General features: G+C 61.5%; 19 protein-coding genes. 1 reads left to right on the top strand and 18 read right to left on the bottom strand.

Annotation, left to right across the window (positions count from 1 at the left end):
* Positions 1–26: 26 nt before the first annotated feature.
* The gene (gene arcA / locus ACTORR_RS19570; RefSeq protein ID WP_054885984.1) at positions 27–1,280 is read right to left on the bottom strand and encodes an arginine deiminase; all 1,254 of its coding nucleotides are present in this window, start codon (positions 1,278–1,280) and stop codon (positions 27–29) included.
* 33 nt (positions 1,281–1,313) lie between these two features.
* Positions 1,314–2,741, bottom strand: coding sequence for an arginine-ornithine antiporter (gene arcD, locus ACTORR_RS19575; protein ID WP_313364782.1), 1,428 nt, complete (start codon positions 2,739–2,741; stop codon positions 1,314–1,316).
* 432 nt (positions 2,742–3,173) lie between these two features.
* On the opposite strand from arcD (ACTORR_RS19575), the gene arcD (ACTORR_RS19580) reads away from it, so the two are divergent.
* Positions 3,174–4,601 carry an arginine-ornithine antiporter gene (arcD, locus tag ACTORR_RS19580; RefSeq protein ID WP_054885986.1) on the top strand — a complete coding sequence of 476 codons (1,428 nt, stop codon included), beginning with the start codon at positions 3,174–3,176 and terminating at the stop codon, positions 4,599–4,601.
* Here the strand turns inward: arcD (ACTORR_RS19580) and ACTORR_RS19585 are convergent.
* The 16 genes from ACTORR_RS19585 to ACTORR_RS19660 all read right to left on the bottom strand — a co-directional run bounded on the left by ACTORR_RS19585 (position 4,581) and on the right by ACTORR_RS19660 (position 21,673).
* On the bottom strand, positions 4,581–4,994 hold the full coding sequence (locus ACTORR_RS19585) for a YbaN family protein (RefSeq protein WP_054885987.1): 414 nt from the start codon (positions 4,992–4,994) through the stop codon (positions 4,581–4,583). The two genes, arcD (ACTORR_RS19580) and ACTORR_RS19585, sit on opposite strands and share 21 nt — an antisense overlap.
* A 52-nt stretch (positions 4,995–5,046) precedes the next feature.
* Complete coding sequence (locus tag ACTORR_RS19590) at positions 5,047–5,640, bottom strand: biliverdin-producing heme oxygenase (protein ID WP_054885988.1); 594 nt, start codon at positions 5,638–5,640, stop codon at positions 5,047–5,049.
* Between the two features lie 219 nt (positions 5,641–5,859).
* Complete coding sequence (locus ACTORR_RS19595) at positions 5,860–8,445, bottom strand: TonB-dependent receptor (RefSeq protein ID WP_441343776.1); 2,586 nt, start codon at positions 8,443–8,445, stop codon at positions 5,860–5,862.
* Between the two features lie 125 nt (positions 8,446–8,570).
* Entirely contained in the window at positions 8,571–9,533 is a 963-nt protein-coding gene (locus ACTORR_RS19600) for a FecR family protein (protein ID WP_054885990.1), read from the bottom strand.
* A 90-nt stretch (positions 9,534–9,623) separates the two neighbouring features.
* The gene (locus ACTORR_RS19605) at positions 9,624–10,136 is read right to left on the bottom strand and encodes an RNA polymerase sigma factor (RefSeq protein ID WP_441343777.1); all 513 of its coding nucleotides are present in this window, start codon (positions 10,134–10,136) and stop codon (positions 9,624–9,626) included.
* A gap of 534 nt (positions 10,137–10,670) precedes the next feature.
* Positions 10,671–11,279: a hypothetical protein gene (locus tag ACTORR_RS19610; RefSeq protein ID WP_441343778.1), complete on the bottom strand. Its 609-nt coding sequence runs from the start codon at positions 11,277–11,279 to the stop codon at positions 10,671–10,673.
* A 14-nt stretch (positions 11,280–11,293) separates the two neighbouring features.
* The gene (locus tag ACTORR_RS19615; RefSeq protein WP_441343779.1) at positions 11,294–12,934 is read right to left on the bottom strand and encodes a phage tail protein; all 1,641 of its coding nucleotides are present in this window, start codon (positions 12,932–12,934) and stop codon (positions 11,294–11,296) included.
* Positions 12,934–13,509 (bottom strand): YmfQ family protein, encoded by a 576-nt coding sequence (locus tag ACTORR_RS19620; protein ID WP_441343780.1) that lies wholly within the window; start codon positions 13,507–13,509, stop codon positions 12,934–12,936. Before ACTORR_RS19620 ends, ACTORR_RS19615 begins: the two co-directional genes overlap by 1 nt.
* Positions 13,506–14,576 (bottom strand): baseplate J/gp47 family protein, encoded by a 1,071-nt coding sequence (locus tag ACTORR_RS19625; RefSeq protein ID WP_441343781.1) that lies wholly within the window; start codon positions 14,574–14,576, stop codon positions 13,506–13,508. Before ACTORR_RS19625 ends, ACTORR_RS19620 begins: the two co-directional genes overlap by 4 nt.
* A complete protein-coding gene (locus tag ACTORR_RS19630) occupies positions 14,576–14,926 on the bottom strand; it encodes a phage GP46 family protein (RefSeq protein ID WP_441343782.1) in 351 nt (116 codons plus the stop codon). The genes ACTORR_RS19625 and ACTORR_RS19630 overlap by 1 nt, the downstream gene beginning before the upstream one ends.
* Positions 14,927–14,991: 65 nt before the next feature.
* On the bottom strand, positions 14,992–15,516 hold the full coding sequence (locus ACTORR_RS19635) for a phage baseplate assembly protein domain-containing protein (protein ID WP_441343783.1): 525 nt from the start codon (positions 15,514–15,516) through the stop codon (positions 14,992–14,994).
* The gene (locus tag ACTORR_RS19640; protein WP_312818138.1) at positions 15,513–16,637 is read right to left on the bottom strand and encodes a phage baseplate assembly protein; all 1,125 of its coding nucleotides are present in this window, start codon (positions 16,635–16,637) and stop codon (positions 15,513–15,515) included. Before ACTORR_RS19640 ends, ACTORR_RS19635 begins: the two co-directional genes overlap by 4 nt.
* On the bottom strand, positions 16,627–18,099 hold the full coding sequence (locus ACTORR_RS19645; protein WP_441343785.1) for a DNA circularization protein: 1,473 nt from the start codon (positions 18,097–18,099) through the stop codon (positions 16,627–16,629). Before ACTORR_RS19645 ends, ACTORR_RS19640 begins: the two co-directional genes overlap by 11 nt.
* Complete coding sequence (locus tag ACTORR_RS19650) at positions 18,099–20,741, bottom strand: phage tail tape measure protein (RefSeq protein ID WP_441343787.1); 2,643 nt, start codon at positions 20,739–20,741, stop codon at positions 18,099–18,101. Before ACTORR_RS19650 ends, ACTORR_RS19645 begins: the two co-directional genes overlap by 1 nt.
* A gap of 173 nt (positions 20,742–20,914) precedes the next feature.
* On the bottom strand, positions 20,915–21,298 hold the full coding sequence (locus tag ACTORR_RS19655) for a hypothetical protein (protein ID WP_441343788.1): 384 nt from the start codon (positions 21,296–21,298) through the stop codon (positions 20,915–20,917).
* A gap of 3 nt (positions 21,299–21,301) precedes the next feature.
* Positions 21,302–21,673 (bottom strand): phage tail protein, encoded by a 372-nt coding sequence (locus tag ACTORR_RS19660; protein WP_069017079.1) that lies wholly within the window; start codon positions 21,671–21,673, stop codon positions 21,302–21,304.
* Positions 21,674–21,684 lie beyond the last annotated feature (11 nt).

Raw genomic sequence — 21,684 nt, forward strand, 5'->3', positions numbered from 1 at the left:
GTGAGGGCGGCCGGGGGTAATGGGCGTTAGTAGTCGATCGGGTCGCGCACGATCGGGCAGGTCATGCAGTGGCCGCCGCCACGGCCCCGGCCCAGTTCGCCGGCGCTGATGGTGATGACCTCGATGCCGGCCTTGCGCAGCAAGGTGTTGGTGTAGGTGTTGCGGTCGTAGCCGATAACCACGCCAGGTTCGATGGCCACCACGTTGTTGCCGTCATCCCACTGTTCGCGCTCCGCGGCGAAGCTGTTGCCGCCGGTCTCGACCACGCGCAGCTTGACGCCAAGTTGCTCGCCGACCACCTCGATGAACGACTTGTCGATGCGCCGCACGTCCATGCCGTAGGGCTTGCTTTCGTCCGGGCGGATGATGAACGGCACGATCTCTTTCACCACTTCCGGGAAGACCGTGACCAGGTCGCGGTCGCAGAAGCTGAACACGGTGTCCAGGTGCATGGCGGCACGCGACTTCGGCAGGCCGGCGACGATGACTTCCTTCACCGCGCCCTTGGCGAACAGGTTGCGTGCCAGTTGGCCAATGGCCTGGCGCGAGGTGCGCTCGCCCATGCCGATCAGCACGATGCCGTTGCCGATCGGCATCACGTCCCCCCCTTCGAGGGTGGATTGACCGTGGTCCTTGTCCGGATCGCCGTACCACACCTGGAAATCGGCGTTGGTGAATTCCTTGTGGAACTTGTAGATGGCGGTGGTCAGCAGGGTTTCCTGGCGTCGCGCCGGCCAGTACATCGGGTTGAGCGTCACCCCGCCGTAGATCCAGCAGGTGGTATCACGGGTGAACTGGGTGTTGGGCAGCGGAGGCAGGATGAAACTGGAATGGCCCAGGTAGTCGTTGTACATCTTGACCACGTCGGCACCTGCGCTCTGTGGCAGGTCCTGGCCGGCCACGCCGCCGATCAGGAATTCGGCCAGGTGGCGGGGCTCCTGGCCTTCGAGCCAGCTGCGCACCTCGTTGTTCAGGCCCACGCCAACGGTGTCATCGGTGATCTTGCGGTCGAGGATCCATTTCAGGGCTTCGGGTTGCTGGACGATATCGGTCAGCAGGTTGTGCATCTCCAACACATCGACGCCGCGTTCACGCATCTTGGTGACGAAGTCGAAATGGTCACGCTTGGCCTGATCGACCCAGATCACGTCATCGAACAGCAGCTCGTCACAGTTGCTTGGCGTCAGCCGCTTGTGCGCCAGCCCGGGGGCGCAAACCATTACCTTGCGCAGCTTGCCGGCTTCGGAGTGGACACCGTACTTCTGTTTTTCAGCGGACATGGTTTCATTCCTCCAATTGAACGAAGACGTGGGTCAAAGGGTCAGGAAGCCGTCATACAGGCCGAAGGCTGCCACCAGGGCACCGATGACCACGGCTGCGAAGATCAGTTTTTCCACGTTGGTGAAGATGGGTTGGCCTACCTCGCGCTTGGCCTTGGCGAACAGGATCGCGCCAGGGGCGTAGAGCAGGGCCGAGAGCAGCAGGTATTTCACGCCGCCGGCATACAGCAGCCAGACGGCGTATAGCAGCGCGATGCCGCCGATGATCAGATCCTTCTGCCGCTCGGCAAGGGCCTGCTCATAGGTTTCGCTGCGCAGTGCCAGCAGGAAGGCATAAGCCGCCGACCACAGGTACGGCACCAGGATCATCGAGGTGGCGAGGTAGATCAGCGACAGGTAGGTACTGTTGGAGAACAGGGTGATGACCAGGAATATCTGCACCATGGCGTTGGTCAGCCACAGGGCGTTGGCCGGCACATGGTTGGCGTTCTCGCGGCGCAGGAACTCCGGCATGGTGTGGTCCTTGGCAGCGGCGAACATGATCTCGGCGCACAGCAGTACCCACGAGAGCAGGGCCCCGAGCAGCGAGATGATCAGGCCGACGCTGATCAGCACCGCGCCCCAGTGGCCGACCACGTGTTCAAGCACTGCGGCCATCGACGGGTTCTGCAGCTTGGCCAGTTCCGGTTGGGTCATGATGCCCAGCGACAGCACGTTGACCAGCACCAGGAACAGCAACACGGTGATGAAGCCGATGACCGTAGCCTTGCCCACGTCGGAGCGTTTTTCCGCCCGGGACGAGAAGATGCTTGCGCCCTCGATGCCGATGAACACCCACACGGTGACCAGCATCATGTTGCGAACCTGGTTCATCACGCCGCCCAGGTCGGGCGTGCCCACGGCCCAGATATCGGCGGTGAAGATGTCGAGTTTGAAGGCGAACAGGCAGATCAGGGCGAACAGCACCAGGGGCACGACCTTGGCCACGGTGGTGACCAGGTTGATGAACGCCGCTTCCTTGATGCCACGCAGTACCAGGAAGTGAACGGCCCAGAGCAGCACCGAGGCGCCGATGATCGCCGCCGGGGTGTTGCCTTCGCCGAAGATCGGGAAGAAGTAGCCCAGGGTGCTGAACAGCAGCACGAAGTAACCGACGTTGCCCAGCCAGGCACTGATCCAGTAGCCCCAGGCTGAAGAGAAGCCCATGTAATCGCCGAAGCCGGCCTTGGCATAGGCGTACACACCGCCATCCAGGTCAGGCTTGCGGTTGGCCAGGGTCTGGAACACGAACGCAAGGGTCAGCATGCCGACTGCGGTGATTGCCCAGCCGATCAGGACTGCACCCACGCCAGCACTGGCGGCCATGTTTTGCGGCAGCGAGAAGATCCCGCCGCCAATCATCGAGCCGACTACAAGTGCAACTAACGCGCCGAGCTTTAGTTTTCCGGATGAATCAGACATTTAACAACTCCTGCCAGGAGAAAGTTGACGACAGAATAAATCTGACGCCGGGGCCACGACCTGACTTGTGTCAGTTCTTGGCTACGCGAGGGTAGGAAATTTCCTTCGCGCGGCTCCTGGAAGTGCCGATAGCCATGCTGCAGGCCTTGCGAGCTGGCACCTCCATGTACGACTAGAGCAAACGCTCTGTTTAGCCTGCGAGTGTTGAAGCTAGCCGCTTTTAACGCTTTCGCAAATTTTTCACAAAAATATCGAGTTTTATCAAATGCTTTGCTAGTTGCTGGGCAGGTGCTAGTTTTTAAGGGCGCAGGTTTATAGACATTGTGGTTATGAGTGCTATAGGTGTAAGGGTTTTAGCCATATAAGTAATCGCTTTTATATGGCGCCCATGTCTGTTGCAAACGCATGACAGCTCGGAAAAAAGGGAGCCCCATGAGCGAACCGGGACAAAAGCTGCGTCTGGGTGCACTGATCGCACTGGTGGTCGGCTCGATGATTGGCGGCGGCATCTTCTCGCTGCCGCAGAACATGGCAGCACGCGCCGACGTCGGAGCCGTGCTGATCGGCTGGGCAATCACTGCGGTGGGGATGCTGGCACTGGCGTTCGTGTTCCAGACCCTGGCCAACCGCAAGCCCGAACTGGATTCGGGGGTCTACGCCTACGCCAAGGCCGGGTTCGGCGAGTACATGGGGTTCTCCTCGGCCTGGGGTTACTGGATCAGCGCCTGGCTGGGCAACGTCGGCTACTTCGTGCTGCTGTTCAGCACCCTGGGCTTCTACTTTCCGGTGTTTGGCGAAGGCAATACGCCGATTGCAATCGGCTGCGCCTCGTTGTTGTTGTGGGCAGTGCATTTCCTGGTGCTGCGAGGCATCAAGGAAGCGGCGTTCATCAACCAGGTGACCACCGTGGCCAAGGTGGTGCCGCTGCTGATCTTCGTGGTCATCGCCGCCTTTGCTTTCCGCGCGGACATCTTTACCCGTGATATCTGGGGCATGAGCAACCCACAGTTCGGCAATGTGCTGGACCAGGTGCGCAACATGATGCTGGTCACGGTGTTCGTGTTCATCGGTATAGAAGGTGCCAGTGTGTATTCCGGGCGGGCTCAGCGCCGTTCCGACGTCGGCAAGGCCACGGTGATCGGCTTTCTCGGCGTGCTGGCGCTGCTGGTGCTGGTCAACGTGCTTTCGCTGGGCGTAATGACCCAGCCGGAGCTGGCCGGGTTGCAGAATCCGTCGTTGGCCTCGGTGCTGGAGCATATCGTCGGCCCTTGGGGCGGCCTGTTGATCAGCCTTGGCCTGGCCGTGTCGTTGCTGGGGGCGTTGCTCTCGTGGGCACTGTTGTGTGCCGAGATCCTCTACGCCACCGCACGCGACAAGACCATGCCGCGCTTCCTGGCCAAGGAAAACGCCAACCACGTGCCGGCCAATGCCCTGTGGCTGACCAACTGCATGATCCAGGGCTTCCTGCTGATCACGCTGGTTTCAGCGGGGACTTACACGAGCCTGATCTACCTGGCGTCATCGATGATTCTGGTGCCCTACCTGTGGTCGGCGGCGTACGCGGTGCTGCTGGCCTGGCGCGGGGAAAGCTACGAAGGGCAGGCAGGGCTGCGGCGCAAGGACCTGCTGGTGGCAGCGCTGGCGTTGCTCTACGCGGTGTGGCTGTTGTATGCGGGCGGCCTCAAGTACTTGCTGCTGTCGGCGCTGCTCTACGCCCCAGGGGTCATCCTGTTTGCCCGGGCCAAGCGCGAGCAAGGGCAGGCGCTGTTCACCGCCTGGGAAAAGCTGATTTTTGCGGCAGTGCTGGCGGGGGCGGCACTGGCTGCCTACCTGCTGTATTCAGGGCTGTTGAGCCTGTGAAGCAGCGGGGCAGGGCTGCTCCGGTCGCGACCAGATCCACAGGTTGCCCAGGGTCATGCCGGCAATTGCCAGAAACACTGGCCAGTGGTGATCGAGGAAGACCAGCATAAGGCCTGCGCACAGCAGCATGCTGACGGTAGCACTGACCTTGGCACGGCGCTGGATCACCTTGCCATTGCGCCAGTTGTACAGGATCGGCCCGAACAGGCGGTGGTTCTCCAGCCAGGCGGACAGGCGCGGCGAGCTGCGCGTCGCCGCCCAGGCAGCCAGCAGGATGAACTCGGTGGTCGGCAGGCCGGGGATGACGATGGCGACCAGGCCTATCCCCAGGCTTACGTAAGCCAGGATGCCGTACAGCAGGCGCGACAGTTTAGAGCGGGCGGGTCGGGTCATGGTCTCACTGCATGAACGTCCGGCCACCGGGGAGGTGGCCGGCTGATGCATCTCAGGCCAGTGCGGCATCGGCGGCGTAGGCATGCTTGAGCAGTTCGGTAAAGCGCTCGAAGGCGGCCACTGCGGCGCGCTCGGCGGCGGCATCTTCCTCAGGCGACAACGCCAGGCCATCGAGGATGCGGGTGAACTGCTTCCAGCCTTCGGCACGGCCACCGGCCGGCTCGCCGAGGTGACGGGCGCCGAAACTGTCGGACAGTTGCAGGGCCGCGGCACGCTTGATCAGAAACGCAGCACCAAGTTTGGAGCCTTCCGAGACGAAGATCCAGCCCATGGCTTCACCCAGGGTCGGATTGTGCAGGGCGCCGGGCAGGGCGGCCGGGATATCGGTGTTCAGGTCGGCGAGGTCCAGGCGGGCCTGTTCGGCGCGGCAGCGCTCGGCCAGATCGGGGACGATGGCGTTCAGTTTTGGGTCGTTGTACAGGGCCTGCAGTTCGGCCTGGAACAGGTATTGGGCGACGACGAAGCGGGCGAAGCTTTCGCGGCTGTCGAATGGCGCGTGGGACTTGACCAGGGCGTCGAGCTCGCTGTGCGGAGCGTGAGTGGCCTGGTTCAGGCGTTGCGAGCGCAGGGCTGGGCGGTCGGTCATGGGTGTGTCCTTGGTAAATGAGGGCGTCTAGTGACAAGACGAAACAGCGGGGCGGGTACAGTAAAAAAACTGGGATTTTGTGGTGTTTCGCGATGCTGGCTCTGTAGGAGCGGCCTTGTGTCGCGAAAGGGCTGCGCAGCAGCCCCAGATATTTGAGTAGTGCTGCAATATCCTGGGGCCGCTTTGCGGCCCTTTCGCGACGCAAGGCCGCTCCTACAGTCAGATATCCCACACCACATTGACGGCGAAATTGCGCCCCGGCATGGTCAGGCGGTCGAGGTTGGCCGGCTGGGTCACGCCCGCTTCACCCTGGCCGTCGTAGCCACGCACCGAATCCCATTGCCAGTATTTCTTGTCGGTCAGGTTGTACAGCCCGGCGTTGACGGTAACGTCGTCGGTCACTTTGTAGAAGCCGCTCAGGTCGAGCACGCCGTAGCCCGGGGTACGGAACTGCGAGCTCTGACCGTCCGGCGCGAAGAAGGTGGTGTCGTCGACGCGGGTCTTGCGCTTGACCAGGGTCCAGCTCAGCAGGCCGCCATAGCTGGACTGCTCGTAGCCCAGACCGAACACGCCGGTCAGCGGGTTGACGCTGTTCAGCGGTTGACCGTTGTCATCGTTGCGGCCACGGGCATAGGCGATCGAGGCCTGGGTATACAGGCCCTGCGGGGCACCGAAGTGGTCGAGGTTCAGGCGGCCCTTGAGCTCGGCGCCCTTGATGGTGGCGTGCTTGATGTTGTTGGCCTGGAACGTGGTTTCCAGGTTGGCCGACTGCACGGCATCTTCGTCGATGAAGTCGCGGTACTTGTTGTAGAACACCGCCACGTCGAAGTTGCCGGCGTCGAAGTTGCCACGCAGGCCTGTTTCGTAGCTCTTGCTCTTTTCCGGCTCGAGCCCGGGGTTGCCCTGCACGCTGTAGCCCAAGGTCGGGTTTTCGAAGCGCCCGTACATCGACTTGGCTGTCGGGGTGCGGAAGCCTTCGGCGTACTGGCCATACCAGGTGTAGTTGTCGTTGAAGGCGTAGGTCAGGCCGAACTTGGGCGAGACGCGGTGCCATTTCTTGTCCGAGTCGTCGAGGCTGCTCGGGGCGGTGCCTGAGCCCTGGATGCCACGCAGGAACTCCTCGGTGAACTTCGGCTCCATGCGCGTGTAGTCGTAGCGCGCGCCGGGCATGAAGGTCCAGTTGTTCCAGCGGATTTCATCCTGCACGAACAGGCTGTAGGTGTTCACGGTCGGGTCCGGGAAGTCGCTGACCAGCGCCTGGGCATCGCTGGTGCTGACCTGGCCGATGGCGCGGCAGGTGCCACCGACTGCCAGGCAGGTGCCGGTGCCGCTGCGCGAACCGGTGACTTTCTCGTGCTTGAGGGTGGTGCCGTAGGTCAGCAGGTGGTCGGTGGCGCCGACGCTGAAGGCCTTGTCCAGCTGGGCGTCGAACACCCACTGGCGGTCCTTGTAGGTGGTGTCGCGGGTGCGCAGCACGGTGCGGCTGAACGGGAAGTAGACCTCCTCGGTGCTCTGGTCGGTCTTGGCGATCTGGTAGTTCAGGCTCCATTTCACGTGGTCGGCGACCAACGAATCCAGGCCGAACTCATGGTTGATGCCGAAGCGCTCGCGGGTCACGGTGTCGTTGCCGGTGCGGCTGCGGTACATGCCCAGGCCGGTGCCGTTGGTGAACGGGCCACCGACGGCGCTGAGGATGTTCTGGTCGCGGTCATCCTTGTAACGCTCGTAGGTCAACCCCAGGCGGGCATCGTCGGCGTAGTTCCAGCCGAGCTTGGCCAGGACATTGGTGGTACGCACGTCTTCCGGGTTGGCCTCGGTGCGCGACAGGCCGGTGCCGCCGTGGCTACCGTAGGACTCGGTCTCGTGGCCGTTGCGCTGGCTCAGGTGCAGCAGGCCGTCGAACTCACCCGTGCGGCCTGCCACCGTTGCCGAGGTCAGCCAGCTGTCATCGGCCGAGCTGTAGCCGGTCTTCAGGCGCGCGCCCACATCCTTGCCAGGCTTGATGATGTCGTCCGGGTCGAGGGTGAAGTAGCTCACCGCGCCGCCGATGGCGTTGCTGCCGTACAGCACAGAAGCCGGGCCGCGAAGGATTTCCACGCGCTTGACGATTTCGGGGTCGACGTAATTGCGCTGGGTCTGGGCGTAGGGGCCGTAGAAAAAGCTGTCGGGGATCGACACGCCGTCTATCTGGGTGAGCACGCGCTCGCCGTCGATGCCGCGGATGTTGTAGCCGTTCAGGCCACTGCGCTGGCCTGTGCCTCCTACCGACACACCCGGTTCGTAACGTACCAGCTCTTGGATATTGTTGACGTTTTGCCGGTCCAGTTGCTCGCGGGTCTGCACGGTCACGGTGCTCGGTACCTGGCTCACGTCCTGGGCGTTACGGGTGGCGCTGACGGTCATCTGCTGCAGGGCGATGACGTTGCCCGCCGTCTGGCGTTCGAGCACCACGTTACCGTTGCTGATCTTGCGCAAGCTCAGGCCCGTGCCCTGGAGCAGGCGCTTGAGTGCGGCCTCCGCTGGCAGCGCCCCCTGCACGCCCGGCGATGCCACGCCTTCCGCCAATTCGGCGCTGAAGCCAACCTGCCAGCCGGTGACCTTGCTGAAGGCATTGATCGCCTCGACCAAAGGCTGCTGGGCAATGTTGAAGCGGTAATCGCCCATGCGTGGGCTGCTGGCCTGTGCCGGTTCGGCGGCCAGCGCCGGCAGGCTGCAGGCTCCGCTGGCGAGTAGCGCCAGGGTCAGCAGCGACAGCTGACCGGTACGGCGAGGACGTGTGGACGGGCGAGATGGACCTGTGAACATCGAAAGCGCTCCCTGACGCGCGAACTGCTATAGGTGATGACCGTTCTTGTTTTCAAACAAGAATCAGTTGCATTGGCTATAACGAGACGGGCGGGGTTGCGCGATCGCGTAAAAAAACTTGTCGGTCAGTTGATGATCACGACGGCGGGGAATTCGTGCAGCTGCGCAGAAGTGATATGGGCCAGGGCGCGTAGCGTTTCCAGCGGCTGGTCGAGACGGTAGTTGCCGGTCACCGCCATGTCGCCGAGGTGGTCGTTGCGGTTGATGATCCAGCCGGGGTAATAGCGCCGCACTTCCGCCAGTACCTGGCTTAACGGGCAGTTCTCGAACACCAGGCGGCCGTCGACCCAGGCCAGGTCCTTGTGCATGTCCGGGCGCTGGCGCTGGCCGAAACCGTGCGGGCCGACACTGATGCTGTCGCCGGCACTGAGGCGAATGCGCTGGTCGCTGGCGGCTTGCAGGTCGACGTCGCCGCGCTGCACGCGAACCTGAGCCTCGCCGTCAAGGTAGCGCACGGCGAAATCGGTGTCGCGCACGTGCGCACGCACGGGCCCCGCCTGCACTTCCAGCGGCAGCTTGGCGTCACCGGGCACCTGGAAGTACGCCTCGCCTTGCAGCAGGCGTGCGACCTGGCGGCCGCCCTGCTGGTCGCTGGCGAAGGCGGAATTGGTGTTGAGCAGGACCTTGGCACCGTCATCCAGCTCCAGGCGCTGGCGCTCGCCGACCACGGTCAGGTGGTCCGCCTGCAGGCGCACCGGCAGGTTGCCGAACGTGAACAGCCCGACCAGCAGCACGGCGGCGGTCGCCAGTGGCTTCCAGTGCGCCCGCAGGCGCCCGCGCAGCGAGCGGCGTTGATGCTGGTGCAGGTGCAGGGCAGCCAGGCGCAGCGGGGTGCCGTTCCACAAGGCTTCGGCCTCGACGTAGGCTTCGGCGTTTTCCGGTGCTGCGCTGAGCCATTGTTCGAAGGCGAGGGTGTCGGCCTCGCTGGCGCATTGCAGGCGCACGAGCCAGTCCAGCGCCTCGTCCAGCGCACGGGCGCGGGCGTCGGGCCCGGTAGCTGACGAGCGAGTGACGGGGCTGTCGGTCACGGTGGGTCCTTGCGGCAATTTTTGCGAATGATCAAGGCTGGGGCGAAGCATGGCAAGGATTACGCCACATTCTGCACGCCTGCGGTCGGCTCATTTGAGCCGATCGGCCACGCCCATGCAGATCGCCATGATCAGTTTCAGTTCCTTCTGAACGGTGCTGGCCGAGACGTGCAGTTGCTCGGCAATCTCCAGGTAGCTGGCGCCGTGCAGGCGGCTGAGGATGAAGATGCGCTGCTGGCGCTCAGTCAGTTGGTTGAGGCTGACGCTCAGGTGCTTGAGCAGTTGTTCGGCGTGGGCGGCGTCTTCGCTGCTGCCCAGCGGAGAGGCGACATTATGCAGCACCTCGTCGGGCACATCGTCGACCAGCATGCGCGCCTGCACCCGCCGCGTGCGCAGGTGGTCCAGGGCGAGGTTGCGGGCAGTCTGGAACACGAAGGGCTCGAGGTGTTCGATGGGCCGCTCGCCCAAGGCGCGCGCCACCCGCAGGTAGGTTTCCTGCAGCAGGTCCTCGGCGGTGCTGGGGTTGCCTACCATGCGTTGCAGGGTGCGCAGCAGGGAAAGGCGCTGGACGAGGAAGACGGAGTTGAACCGGGACTGACTCACGGGGGGACCTGGCCGACGAAAGGTGAATGATAATGCTTATCATCTTATGGTCAGGTCAAGGCTGGAATTGTTAGGAAAAGGTAAAGATCGTGTGGGGCCGGGGTGTTTGCCTTGGGATTTTTAGCGCCTATGAGATCGAGCGCCGCCCGCGCGGCGCATCGCGGGCAAGCCCGCTCCCACATCTGTTTCGGGCCAGTCACTCCTGTGCCGCCAACAGGGACCGCCTTGTTGGCATGACGATACATCTCGGTGGGCGCTGATGCCGCTCCACCTGTCTCCAGTCATGCACCAAGGCGGATCCTGTTGGCGGCACAGGAGACATTGGCCCGAAATAGATGTGGGAGCGGGCTTGCCCGCGATGCGCCGCGCGGGCGGCGCTCGGTCTTAGAGGCGGCAAAAACCTCGAGTCAGGAGCTTCTCAGCGGGCGTTGGCCAATGCCAGACAGTTATCCAGCATGCGGTTGGAGAACCCCCACTCGTTGTGTAGGCGCGCGGCGGATTTGGCACCGCCAAGCACGCTCTTTGGCACTAGCCTCAGTCTTCCGTCGCCAGCGCCAGGGCGACCCCCTCGGGGATCGCAGGTCGCTGGCTCGAATCAGGGAAGAGCTCTGACTGGGGCCAATTGCGCAGCAGCTGCAAGTAACTCAGCACCTCGGCGTACTGCTCTGCTGTCAGCGTGGTTGGCTCCTGCATCTCCTGCTCGTCACGGTGGCGCTCGCGCAGCCACTTGACCCGGTCTACCTCTTCGTTTCGCCAGGCGCGCTCTCGCTCAGCCTCTCGGGCTGCTCGCGCTACCGTATCAAGCTCCCAGCCTTCGCTAGTCCATACGAAGTCCTCGCCAGGCCATTTCACCGAGGTGAAACCTTCGGGCAGTTCGCCAATGTCGTGGTACTGATGGGCCTCACCCGTGCTGGTGGAGTAGATCAACCCCCGATAGTCAGGCTTCACCGACCACTCACCATCCGCCAGAACCGCAGCCTGCTGGGCGCTGACTTCTGGTGGCTTGACCTGGCAGGCATGCGCAGGAATCAGCAGGAAAGTGTCATCCAGCGGGTCTATTCGCGCCTCACCCACACCGATGAACTCACCGGTAACCGGGTGAGCGTGGTAAATCGTTAGATCCAGCTCTTTCTTAGCTTGCATATGCCACTCCTAGGTCAGTACTTGATGCACCAGAGCATCGCAACGTTGCGCATGCGCGTTTCGCTCGCCACGCGGACGGTCCCATAGCCAGCCAGATCAACCGGTCCGAGAATGCGAGAGGTGCTGCTGGAGCTGGTCACACCGTTGTTATGAGACAGGAACTCCCCCGAGCCTCCGGACATCCCGTTAATTTGGTTGGTGTTTGCATGGCCGTGCCCCTGCATCGCATCCAGCTCAATGGAGCCGAGTGCACGCCCAGGGTTGACGCCACGACCAAGGTCCAGCCCTCGAATCACTTCGGCTCGCATGTCAGGCAGGTTGAACGTCGTGGAACCGTTGCCCCAACCGAAGGCGCCGTTTGTGGCCGCCAGCAAAGCCGGATAGTTGGCGCGCAGCACTTGCGAACCATCTGCAACAAGCCAACCAGTAGGGGCTACAGTCGTTGCAAAGGCCTGAACGGCACCCACCATGTTGGTGACGACCTCGATCCAGGGACCGAACACGTATGAATCGCTGGCGCGATGCCACTCGCGTGCGGTCAGATGCTCGCGGAAAGTCTGCTGTACAACCCCCAGCCCCCACACTTCATGCCGAACTTGAGAGCCTTGTGGATTCGCACCTGGAGGCACATTTAGGCAGCCTGTGGTAGTTCGGAACCAGGAAGTACCGTCGTACTGAGTGTTCAGATCGTTACCTGGGAATATTGGCGCATAGCCGCCTAGGCCGAAGTCTCCGGCCCTCAACTTGTCTGCCAACAACGCCGTAACTTGCGGCTTAGTAAATGCCAAGCTGGTATCGAGAAGGCCGCTTGTCGCCCAACTGATTGCGCCTGTTCCCGCTTCAGCACGGGCGACGAACAGCCCTTGAGAACGGGAAACTCCAAGACAAATAGCGGTTTTGGACTCGTCTCGACGTAGCCATTGTTGCCCGGTGTAGTAGCAGTTAAGCGCAATCGACGCCTCGGCATTGGCCGTCAAAAACGCTAGGTCACCGCCATAGACATCTAACCCGTTGGAGAGAGGGTTGCGAATCGGAACTCCGTCGGTAATGCCGTAACCGGCCAGCGTAGTGGCATTGGCCGCCTTGCCAGCTAGGAAGTTATTCACTTGCGCCTGCGTATAGGCGTCGGTAATGCCGTAACCAGCCAGCGTAGTGGCATTGGCCGCCTTGCCAGCCAGGAAGTTGTTCACTTGAGCCTGCGTGTAGGCGTCGGTAATGCCATAACCCGCCAGTGTGTTGGCATTGGCCGCCTTGCCAGAAAGCAAGTTATTCATTTGTGCTTGCGTGTAGGCGTCGGTAATGCCATAACCCGCCAATGTGTTGGCATTAGCCGCCTTGCCAGCCAGGAAATTGTTCACTTGCGCCTGAGTGTAGGCATCGGTAATGCCGTACCCCCCCAACGTTGTTGGCTTTTTGCCAATGTTAGGGAATTCAGCCGCTGCACCAGCGATGGCCCGAACAGCCTGGAGCAACTGACTGTCGTTGTTTACATCTGCCGATAGTCCAGCGGCTTCAATTACGTTAAGCAGTTCGCGCTGAACAGCGTTCAGCCAATCCGCCCTGATCTGGGTCGCTTTAATACCACCTGCCGCACTACCTTCAGTGAATTCTCCAGAGTTGTCAGCGGTATTGGTGCTGTCACCGATCTTTTGCATTATTTAGCTCCATAGCTGAAAAGAAGAGTTGTATGGGCAGGTTTCATTGCACTAATTCGACACTCAAGTAATTTGTTGCCCCATACAGCCAATGGCTCACCGGCAGCGGCGCTACCGGCTCGCGCAACAAATACGTTTACGGGCTCGGCGTTGATCATCCAGGCTGATGTCCAACCGGGCCCATGAATGGCATCACCTGCGACCGCTATTCCTGCACGGGCCGGCTTAAACTCAGTGATAGTGACGGCATACCCAAGGCTTTCAGCAAGTTGAATGAAGAATGCCTTTGATTGGCCGCCTACGCCGTTCAACTTCGCCATTACAGCGGCAATGCGCTGGCGGACAGCCAAGTTTTCGCCAACTACACAATGATCCGGAAGCCCTAGAACACGCTCCCATTCATCAAGCGCCGCTCCTGTCTCGGGCCAAGTTTGGTCATACACACGCTCGCCGCTGTTCTGTGCCAGGGCTAGAGCGTTAGCTTCGGCAGTTAGAAGGGCCGAAAGATTAGGGGCAGCGCCGTCGTATGACTCAGGCGGCAACATTAACCGGAGCTGTGCAAGCAAGTTGCTCAAGTCATTTCCTCTAAACTCAACGTGCCTGGCCTGATCCAGCCTACCGCACCGTCTATATTAGTGGCAGATATGTTCGACTGGGGTTCAATCAGCTCATAATCAACAACGCCAGCAAGATTTCCCAGCACCACCCCAATGCGATTGCGCTTGAAGCCTACGTCGGGTTTCAGGGCGGTTAGTTCCTCGTTATATGCAGATTGTGCGGCCGCCTGAACATCTGCGAGGGTATAGCCGCTTGCCAACTCGACCTTTGCCTTTGCATCGAGCGTTTTGATTAGGGGGCCATAAACAAATACTTCCGCCGTAACAGGGCGTAGGCTGTCAATGTACGTCGCGCACGCTGTGACAACCTGATCAGAAGGTGCACCGTCTTGTCCGGTAATGACGACATCAACTGTATTTGGGCCGCGCCGCTTGGGCAGGATGGTCACTGAGGCGACGCCGTCAACTTCCAACGCCCAACGTCTGTAATCATATTCAGCACCACCTGCTGGCGGATTGCGGAGCAGATCAAGTAGGCGAACCAGCACCGATGCGGTCGACTCTATATCACTGCCTCCCGCAAGTGGCATGCTAATAGACGCCATCGCATCAATACCAAGCGGCGGACTGGTGAGCATGACGGCACCAGACAGGCCGTTCATATCAGACCCTACAGTCTGCGCAGTAACATGCACTTGAGCATTGCCCGAGGCACCGATAGTTGCAGCTTCTGAAGTACTCAGCAGAGCGCCACTGGCCACATGTTTTAACGTGCTGCCAATGTTCAGCGGGACGCCTTCAGTCCCGCTGAGCTGAACCATGCCCGTAGCCGCGACTGCGGCACGCTGCCGAATATTGCGGTTACCCGCATGGTGCAGCATTTCAGCTTCATCAGCGGTATCGGGGAAAATTTGCCGATAGATCCAGGCCTGATGTTGATACAAACCCTCAATTGCAGCGGCAACAGCCGCACTGCGAATGAAGTTATCGGAGTCACTACCAACATCGGCATCGGGCAGCAAGCTGCGAATATCGCGTAAGATTGAATCACGAACGCTGTCGTAACTTGGCGGCTGGAATGGCATCAAATCACCCTGACATTGTAAGTAAACGTCTGGGCCTGGCCATTCGCTTGAACAACATCCACGCTCAGAAGTAACCAGCCGTTGTGGGGCTGCTCGACACTTACAGTGATGGACGTTGCTCGGCCATCACTCCATATCGGCTTGAGTGCGCTTTCAGCGTATTGCGCGGCCAGGCGCCCGACACGGGACTTATCCTTTTCACGACGCAGGGTGTAGAGCAGCGAACCCAGTTCAGGGTCAGCCCAATAGCTGCCCAGCGGGGTCATCAGTCGGAGATAGACGGCATTGGCAAGCGTGTTGATCCGCTTGCCGGTTGCGTCGCCATTGGTTGGGTTTATGCCTGCGTCCATAGCAGGCAGTTTTCCTTACATCGACCGGAAAGAGTCTTTCCAGTCGGTGTAAACCTTCACTCACACTATTGCAGCGGCGAAGGCTTAGGGCTGCTGCCGTGGACGTGCTGGTTATAGAGTTCGCGGTCTTCCTGCATAGTCCTCACCGCGTCCTTGATCTGGCCTGTCCCTTCGACCAGGGGCGTGTCGAACACCACCTTTTTTGACGCATTAACGATCAATGTGTCTGTCTTCACCTCGATCAACTTACCGCGCTTCAGGTGGATATAGTCCCCTTCGTCGGTGTAGAGCGCGACTTCCCCGTCAACAACTTGCAGTCGATAGCGGCCATCAGCAGTCGCCACTACTACCGAATGCTTGGAGTTACCCCCTACGGGAATCACGATGTATTCGGCACCGGGCAGTGGGCCAGAGACGAAGCCGTAGTGCTGCATCAGCTCACCGCTGACTTTCTCCCCGGCAAGCCCCTCCATTTCTACACCGATCTGCGCACCGGAGTGGTTATTGCGCGCCGCCACCGCCCGGAATGCCTGGCGAACGTTCTGCTGCACTTGTCGCGCCTGATTGCGGATCGTCCTAACGAGGTTCATAACTTGTGCAGCTCCTGAATAAAGGCCGCGTCCGCGTTGGACTTGCGCTTTTTACCCTTCTTGGTCGGATTCCCATCGAGCACCCACGTTTTGTCCTCTCGCAGTCTCAGCTCGGTAATGGCGCCCCCACTGCGCTTGAGCCGCAGGGTTCTGGCCATGAGGAAGTAGGTCGCGTTCAACCCGTGGGGCTCGCTGACGATGTTCACGCGCTGCCCTGGGGTCCACACCGCGCCATTGCCAGCACGATGCCCCATCACCACGGCCCTGATCTCTAGGCCCTCCAGGCGGCTGTCCGCGAGCAGCTTTCGCGCCCGCGCCTGGCTCATGTCCTGGTTCTCACAAGCGCTGTCGATCACCACCTTGGGCCGGAAGATCCCACGACGGGCCAGCACATCATCACTCACCACCGTTTTTAGCTTGGCCCGGCTGGTGTCGTAACCGTCGTTGTCGTACTGGCCGTGCTGCCCTAACACCGTGACCTGGCTGTAGCGGCCAGGCATGGACCGACGCACCGAAAGCCGCTCGACATTGTTGCCCTGACCATCATTTCGCATGATCAACGTTGCCACCGGCGCCGACGAGTAGTCAGGCCCGCCGACCACCAGACGCCCGTCCGGCTCGAACCACGGCCAGAGGCCGTTAGCCTCAGCGACCTGGAGCAACACTTCCCATGCGCTTTGACCTGGCTCGATCTGGACCCGCTTACGGGTCTTGCTCGATGCCGCTCGGATCTCAACTTGCGCGATACCCAGCGGCTTGACGACTTCCTTGATGATGTCGGCCAGGCCGACTTCGCGCATTGATACAAAGGGCGTCGAGCAGTCGACGAGCACCGCCGCATTGTCGCGCCCGGTGATGCGGATAGTGCGGTTCTGCCGCGAGACATCCAGCTCGATCTCGTCTACAACACCGCTCAGCACACGGTCGTTGCCAAGACTCAAGGTGCATGGCGCACCCTCCTGAAGCTGACTGGGTATTGGGCCAGGGTCGCGGGTGTACAGCTCAAGTTCGAACGCATCGGCGGGCGTCAGCAGGTCGCTCTCTACCGACCAGCCATCCCACAGCTCATGAGCATGGCTACCGATAGCCAAGCGGATCTGCTCAAGGGACTCAACGGGCATAGGCACGCAGCACCTCCCCAGCGGCGATGGCATGCGGGCTGCGCAGTGCCGGATTCAAGCGCAGGATCTCCAAGGCCCTGGAATGATCGCCGTACCATTGATGCGCCAAGAGCCTCAGATTGGTTTCGCTGGCCACCGTCCGACGTAGCAGCGGCGGGCGCAGTTGTAGTACCTGACGGGCTGCTGCCTGGACGATGCCGGCGATGGCCCGTAGTGGCTCGATGACCCGCAGTGCGTCCTCCACACCAAGCAAACGTCGGTGCAACAAGATCGCGGCCTGCGTGAGGCCGCGAGAGCTGGCCACCACGGTTTCAAGTTGCTCCGGGGTCAGCGTGGGCACCTGGCGTTCGCCATCGAGCAGAGCGATAACCGCCGACGCCTGGCTAAGCGCCGCCTCGGTGATTACCAGGAGCACCAGGTTCCAAGCTACGGCACTGGTAGGCGACAACATAGAGTCGCCGCCCAGGATAAGGCCGCCCAGCGGTATGGCCGACGTCACATCGTCGGCCGGAGACAGTCCCAGCCTGGCTGCGGCCACAATGGCGGTCCCAACTCGCGCAGGAGCCGCCTCAATGGACTCAGCGCCGGGTATCTCCAGCAACAGGTTGTCCTGAGCAACTAGCCGCTGATTGATCAACTTCAGCGCTGCCTCGGTCTGCTCGATGATGCTGCCCGAACTTGAGGTGTCCGAGTCGAGCGAGGTTGTGCCGATGGCGAAGGCACTGTTGCTGACACCGTCAGTAGGCGACGGATCAATCTGCGCAGAGATCGCCGCACGGATCTCGGTTGGCGTCCTGCGCAGGTCTAGTAGCGGATCAAACTGCGCCCCTGCGTTCTTGCCCAGCAAGCTGGCCAGGCCCGAGACGATGCCCAGTATCTGGCTTCGCAGTTGCAGGAGCCTCAAGCCGATACCTGGCAGCCCCAGCAGGTTCTCCAGCAGCCCAACCCAGCCGCCGCCGATCAACTGCTGTACGGCAGCGACCAGGGCGTCTACTTGGCCGAGCAGATCCAATAACCCGTTCTGCCAGCGCCGTGCGTCCTCTGCGGTAAGCACGCCTTCGTCCACGAACTCAAATTGCCGGGCAAAGAACGGCTCGTAGGGCGTGCGCTCCAGGAACTGGATTTCTACCTGCGCGTAGTCTGGACGTTCGGCGGTGTGATCCACCTTCCAGCGGCGAGCTAGAACATCCAAGCGCCCGTAGATCGGGTGAATCAACTCGCCAGGCCCTGGTGTGTCGAGTGCTGCCAGCAGCTTCTGCAACTCGATTTCGTAGTTGGTGCCAAACACCACGACGGTGAAAGAGAACGGGCGCGCCTTGCGCCCCAGGTCCTCTACATCGTCACCGTCGCGGTAGGGAACACCGTGTTGAGCAAGCTCGCGCTCACCCTCCATGCTCTCCGCCATGACGCCCAGCGGCACGCCCCGATACGAGGCATCTAGTAGGGTTTCACTCCAGCTCATTATCCACGCCTCGACTGAATGCCGATGCGACGCTCCACATCGGCGTAAATGCTGCTGCTATCGCTTCTAACCTCGACAACCAGGGGCACCCCCACCAGGCTCTGCATCTGGCTGATCTGCTGACGCAGCACCTCCGACAGCTCACGCAGCAATGCCGCGTCTTGCCCTCCAGCACCTTGGACCTGGCCGCCCATGCCTGACGGCAACATGGCACTGGATGGCCCGAGGCGTTGCAAGGCCTGCTCAGCCCAGCCCGCCATAGCGGGAGAACCCTCAGGTGCTGCCAACCGGCTGGCAGCCGCAGCCCATACCGATGGGGAGCTTTGCGACCGTCCTGGTTGAGCCGCCATGACGCCGACGGTGTTGCTACCGGGCTGGGTGCCTTGGAGCAGGGCCAGCCCTTCAGCGGGCTGAGTAAGCCCCGCCAGAGCAATGCGCCTGGCCCATGATTCACCCTTACCGATGCTGATGCCTGCGGCGGTGAGCCCCGTCTGCTGCTGCGTCAGCTTCTGCGATTCCGAGGAAACCCAGTTATCAGCGGCATCCGGGTTCGCTTCAGCCAGGCTCATGCGGTTGCGGTAGAACGCGCTGTAGTAAGTGCGCTGATCAGCGCTGAGCAGCTTGGAGCTTTCAGCAGCACGCAGTCGGCCCTCGTCAGTGTTCTCGGTAGAGCCGCTGGTGAGCACACCGACCGTGGAAACACCCGCCACCTGTGCCACGCCCGCGCCACGTGCGGCCAGCGCGGAAAAATCACCGGGAGCGCTCGGCGGCACTTTGGCACCGCCTGTTTTTTGGCCCAATGAGATATCAGGCCCAGATACGCCACCAAGCCCAACGACCGGCCAGTTGGTGACAAACACTGAGGTGACGCCTGCCGCTTCTTCGAGCACCTTACCCACGGCTATGTTCTTCAGGGTCTCAGGCCCGCTGATGAACTTGTTGAGCAAGGCATTGCCACCGGCTTTTAGACCGCGCCCTGTGGCGTAGGCACCAACGCCCGCAGCCAGCCCGGCGCCCAGCATCTGCTCCCCGGACAGGTTCAGATCGTTGAGCAGGTAGTTGCCCATGTCCGCGAGCCCCTTGTTCAAGGGCGTCGACATGCGGTCAATCGCTGCACCGAGAGTCGCCTTGAGCCGGCCTGCTGTGCCCGTGGCGCTGTCGACGTTATCAGCAAGGTCTTTCTGGAAAACGGGCTTGGCGTCCTTGATTTCGCTGGTACTTTTCGCAAAGTTCTCCAACCTGTCGCCGGTCAAGAAAGCCTTGATGCCTTTCTGTGTGTCCTGGTCCATCTTGCCAAAGGCCACATCCATGAAGCGGGCGCGGTCCTTGTCGCTCTTCAGCGCCTTAAATTTGCGCCGCAGGTCCATGAAGATGTCCTGGGTATCGCGCATGCTTTTATCTTTGTTGAAGAACTCGACGCCCGTAGCCTTGGTCACTTCCTTGCGGTAGTTGCCGTTGTTGAATGCGCGCAAGGTCGATTGCGCCAGGGTGCCAAGCCGGTCTGGCTCCAGCTCGATGAGGGACAGCGTTTCGACGAAGGACAGCGCCTGCGACATGCTCATGCCGGCCGACTTGGCGTCCTGGCCAATCTTCGGGAAGATGCTCGACAGGTTCTCCAGCTCGGCGTTACCGAGGCGACCCGCCACCGTCATCTTTTCCAGGATGTCGAGTGCGGCATTCGGCTTCGAGAGGTCGATATCGAACGCACTGGAGCCGGTGACCAACGCCCTGGCCAACACGCCACTGTCCGCGCCGGTCACGGCACTGGCCTGGGCAATCGCGTCCGCACTTGGCTTGGCCTTGTCATACGACAGGCCGCTGGCGATCAGCGTGTCAAAGCCAGTCTGCACCTGCTCACGCTCCACGCCATACTTCTGAGCGAGCCGCCATTGCTCACCGCGCCACTCTTGTCGCTCTCCAATGCTCAACCCGGCCGTTTGCTGGGTGCGAATCAACTGCCGGTCCAGTACCGCGCTCGACTTGAGGCCGGACGCCACGCCGACCCCGACACCAAGCCCGGCCAACTGGCCTTGGGCGCTGCTGCCGAAGCGCTTGATGCGGTCGAACTCTTGACCCACCCCGGCAGCGATGGCCTTCAGCCCACGCAGGTTGCGGCCGCCGTTTTGGGCCATACGCCGGAACGATTGTTCGGTCTTTTCTACGCTCTGCCTCAGCGGCTCGACGCCTTGACGCTCGGTGCTGTTGAGCCCCGCTTTGGCGTCTCGTGCCGCCTTTCGAGCGGCTTCCGACATCTGCTTAAACTCAGCCGAGGTCTTGGTCAGCACGAGCTGCGCAGCGCCCCCAGCCTTGGCGGTGTCGCGCATGGACTCACGCACCACGCGATAGCTGGCCGCACCCGTGGCTCCGACCTTGCGCATTTCGCCTGAGGTCTTGTTGCTCTCAGCGGCCAGGGTTCGGCTTTCCTTGGCCGTATCGCGCACCGCTTCGCGGACCACCTTGTAACTGGCCGCACCTGTGGTGCCAATGCGAGTGATCGCCGTCGAAACCTTCCAGCTCTCGTCGGCCAGCGACTTGGCGCCTTGCTTGCCAGCGTTGTGCAGGTCGCGGTTCAGTTGCCCGATTTCGCGCCGGCTGTCCCCGGCATGGGCTTGGATGCGCAACGCTACGCGCAAATCTGACATGGGGAGTACTCCGAGGAACCTTTCAGGTAGAAGAAAGGCCCGTTACCGAGCCTTTGTTCGTCATTGCTTGGGCTTGCCGAGGCGCCGGCTGACGTACCGGGTGCCCTTGGTCTTGCCGGCCAGGAGGTCTAGCCTCGCCTCGACCTCGCGCCGGGTCATGTTGTTGATTTCGTCTAGCCGGTAGCCGTGTCGGACAAGGTAGTGCTCGATTCGCCGCCAGGCTTGCTGGCCGCGCTCTGCGGCTTCAGCTTTTTTTCCAGGGAAAGGTCCGCATCCGCAATGGCAGCCAGGTCCATCTCCAACAGCCCGTCACGCAGCAGGTCGGTGGTCAAGTGCTGAGCCTCGATGTCACCCAGCGACAGCAGCTGGCGGCGGTAAACCTCCAGCGTGATCAACTGCAACGGGCCGTCGGGGTGCAGCTCTTGGGCGGCAATCAAGTCGCCGGTGACACCCGCACGCAGGGTGAACGCCTTATGGCGAATACCTGCGAAGTAAACGCCAACCGGCAGCTCACCCTTGATGGTCAGGCCGTCCCAGCGCTTGTCTTGGTCAGTCATGGCTTACTCCGTGTAGTAGTTCAGGGCGGCAATGGTGAGGTCGCGGGTGGCTTCGCCTTCGACCTGGTACTTGCTGCCAGTCTCGATCAGGCTGCAACCCGTCCAGGTCTCACGCTTGCCGCCGCCGTCCTGTGGGTAGACGGTCAACTTGGCATCCATCAGGGCACGCCAGTCGGGTTCGCCCGTCTTCGGAATGGCCACCGAGACTTTCAGCTCATACTCTTCAATGCCCTTGGCGGTGCCCGTGGCACGCCCGGAGCGGTTCATGGTCTTGACCACCTTGCGACCGGTCTTGAGGGACGGCTCAAAGCTGGTGACCTCGTAATCGGTCCCGTTGATTTCGAGAACGATCATCCCAACGAATTTGTCGGACATGGGGTTTGCTC

Source organism: Pseudomonas sp. SAR267 (assembly GCF_052077595.1).
Lineage (GTDB): Bacteria > Pseudomonadota > Gammaproteobacteria > Pseudomonadales > Pseudomonadaceae > Aquipseudomonas > Aquipseudomonas vlassakiae.

Excerpts from the sequence above, each read along its gene's own strand:
- arcA (WP_054885984.1), bottom strand. The coding sequence starts at position 1,280 with ATGTCCGCTGAAAAACAGAAGTACGGTGTCCACTCCGAAGCCGGCAAG.
- arcD (WP_313364782.1), bottom strand. The coding sequence starts at position 2,741 with ATGTCTGATTCATCCGGAAAACTAAAGCTCGGCGCGTTAGTTGCACTT.
- arcD (WP_054885986.1), top strand. The coding sequence starts at position 3,174 with ATGAGCGAACCGGGACAAAAGCTGCGTCTGGGTGCACTGATCGCACTG.
- ACTORR_RS19585 (WP_054885987.1), bottom strand. The coding sequence starts at position 4,994 with ATGACCCGACCCGCCCGCTCTAAACTGTCGCGCCTGCTGTACGGCATC.
- ACTORR_RS19590 (WP_054885988.1), bottom strand. The coding sequence starts at position 5,640 with ATGACCGACCGCCCAGCCCTGCGCTCGCAACGCCTGAACCAGGCCACT.
- ACTORR_RS19595 (WP_441343776.1), bottom strand. The coding sequence starts at position 8,445 with ATGTTCACAGGTCCATCTCGCCCGTCCACACGTCCTCGCCGTACCGGT.
- ACTORR_RS19610 (WP_441343778.1), bottom strand. The coding sequence starts at position 11,279 with ATGCAAGCTAAGAAAGAGCTGGATCTAACGATTTACCACGCTCACCCG.
- ACTORR_RS19615 (WP_441343779.1), bottom strand. The coding sequence starts at position 12,934 with ATGCAAAAGATCGGTGACAGCACCAATACCGCTGACAACTCTGGAGAA.
- ACTORR_RS19625 (WP_441343781.1), bottom strand. The coding sequence starts at position 14,576 with ATGCCATTCCAGCCGCCAAGTTACGACAGCGTTCGTGATTCAATCTTA.
- ACTORR_RS19630 (WP_441343782.1), bottom strand. The coding sequence starts at position 14,926 with ATGGACGCAGGCATAAACCCAACCAATGGCGACGCAACCGGCAAGCGG.
- ACTORR_RS19635 (WP_441343783.1), bottom strand. The coding sequence starts at position 15,516 with ATGAACCTCGTTAGGACGATCCGCAATCAGGCGCGACAAGTGCAGCAG.
- ACTORR_RS19640 (WP_312818138.1), bottom strand. The coding sequence starts at position 16,637 with ATGCCCGTTGAGTCCCTTGAGCAGATCCGCTTGGCTATCGGTAGCCAT.
- ACTORR_RS19645 (WP_441343785.1), bottom strand. The coding sequence starts at position 18,099 with ATGAGCTGGAGTGAAACCCTACTAGATGCCTCGTATCGGGGCGTGCCG.
- ACTORR_RS19650 (WP_441343787.1), bottom strand. The coding sequence starts at position 20,741 with ATGTCAGATTTGCGCGTAGCGTTGCGCATCCAAGCCCATGCCGGGGAC.
- ACTORR_RS19655 (WP_441343788.1), bottom strand. The coding sequence starts at position 21,298 with ATGACTGACCAAGACAAGCGCTGGGACGGCCTGACCATCAAGGGTGAG.
- ACTORR_RS19660 (WP_069017079.1), bottom strand. The coding sequence starts at position 21,673 with ATGTCCGACAAATTCGTTGGGATGATCGTTCTCGAAATCAACGGGACC.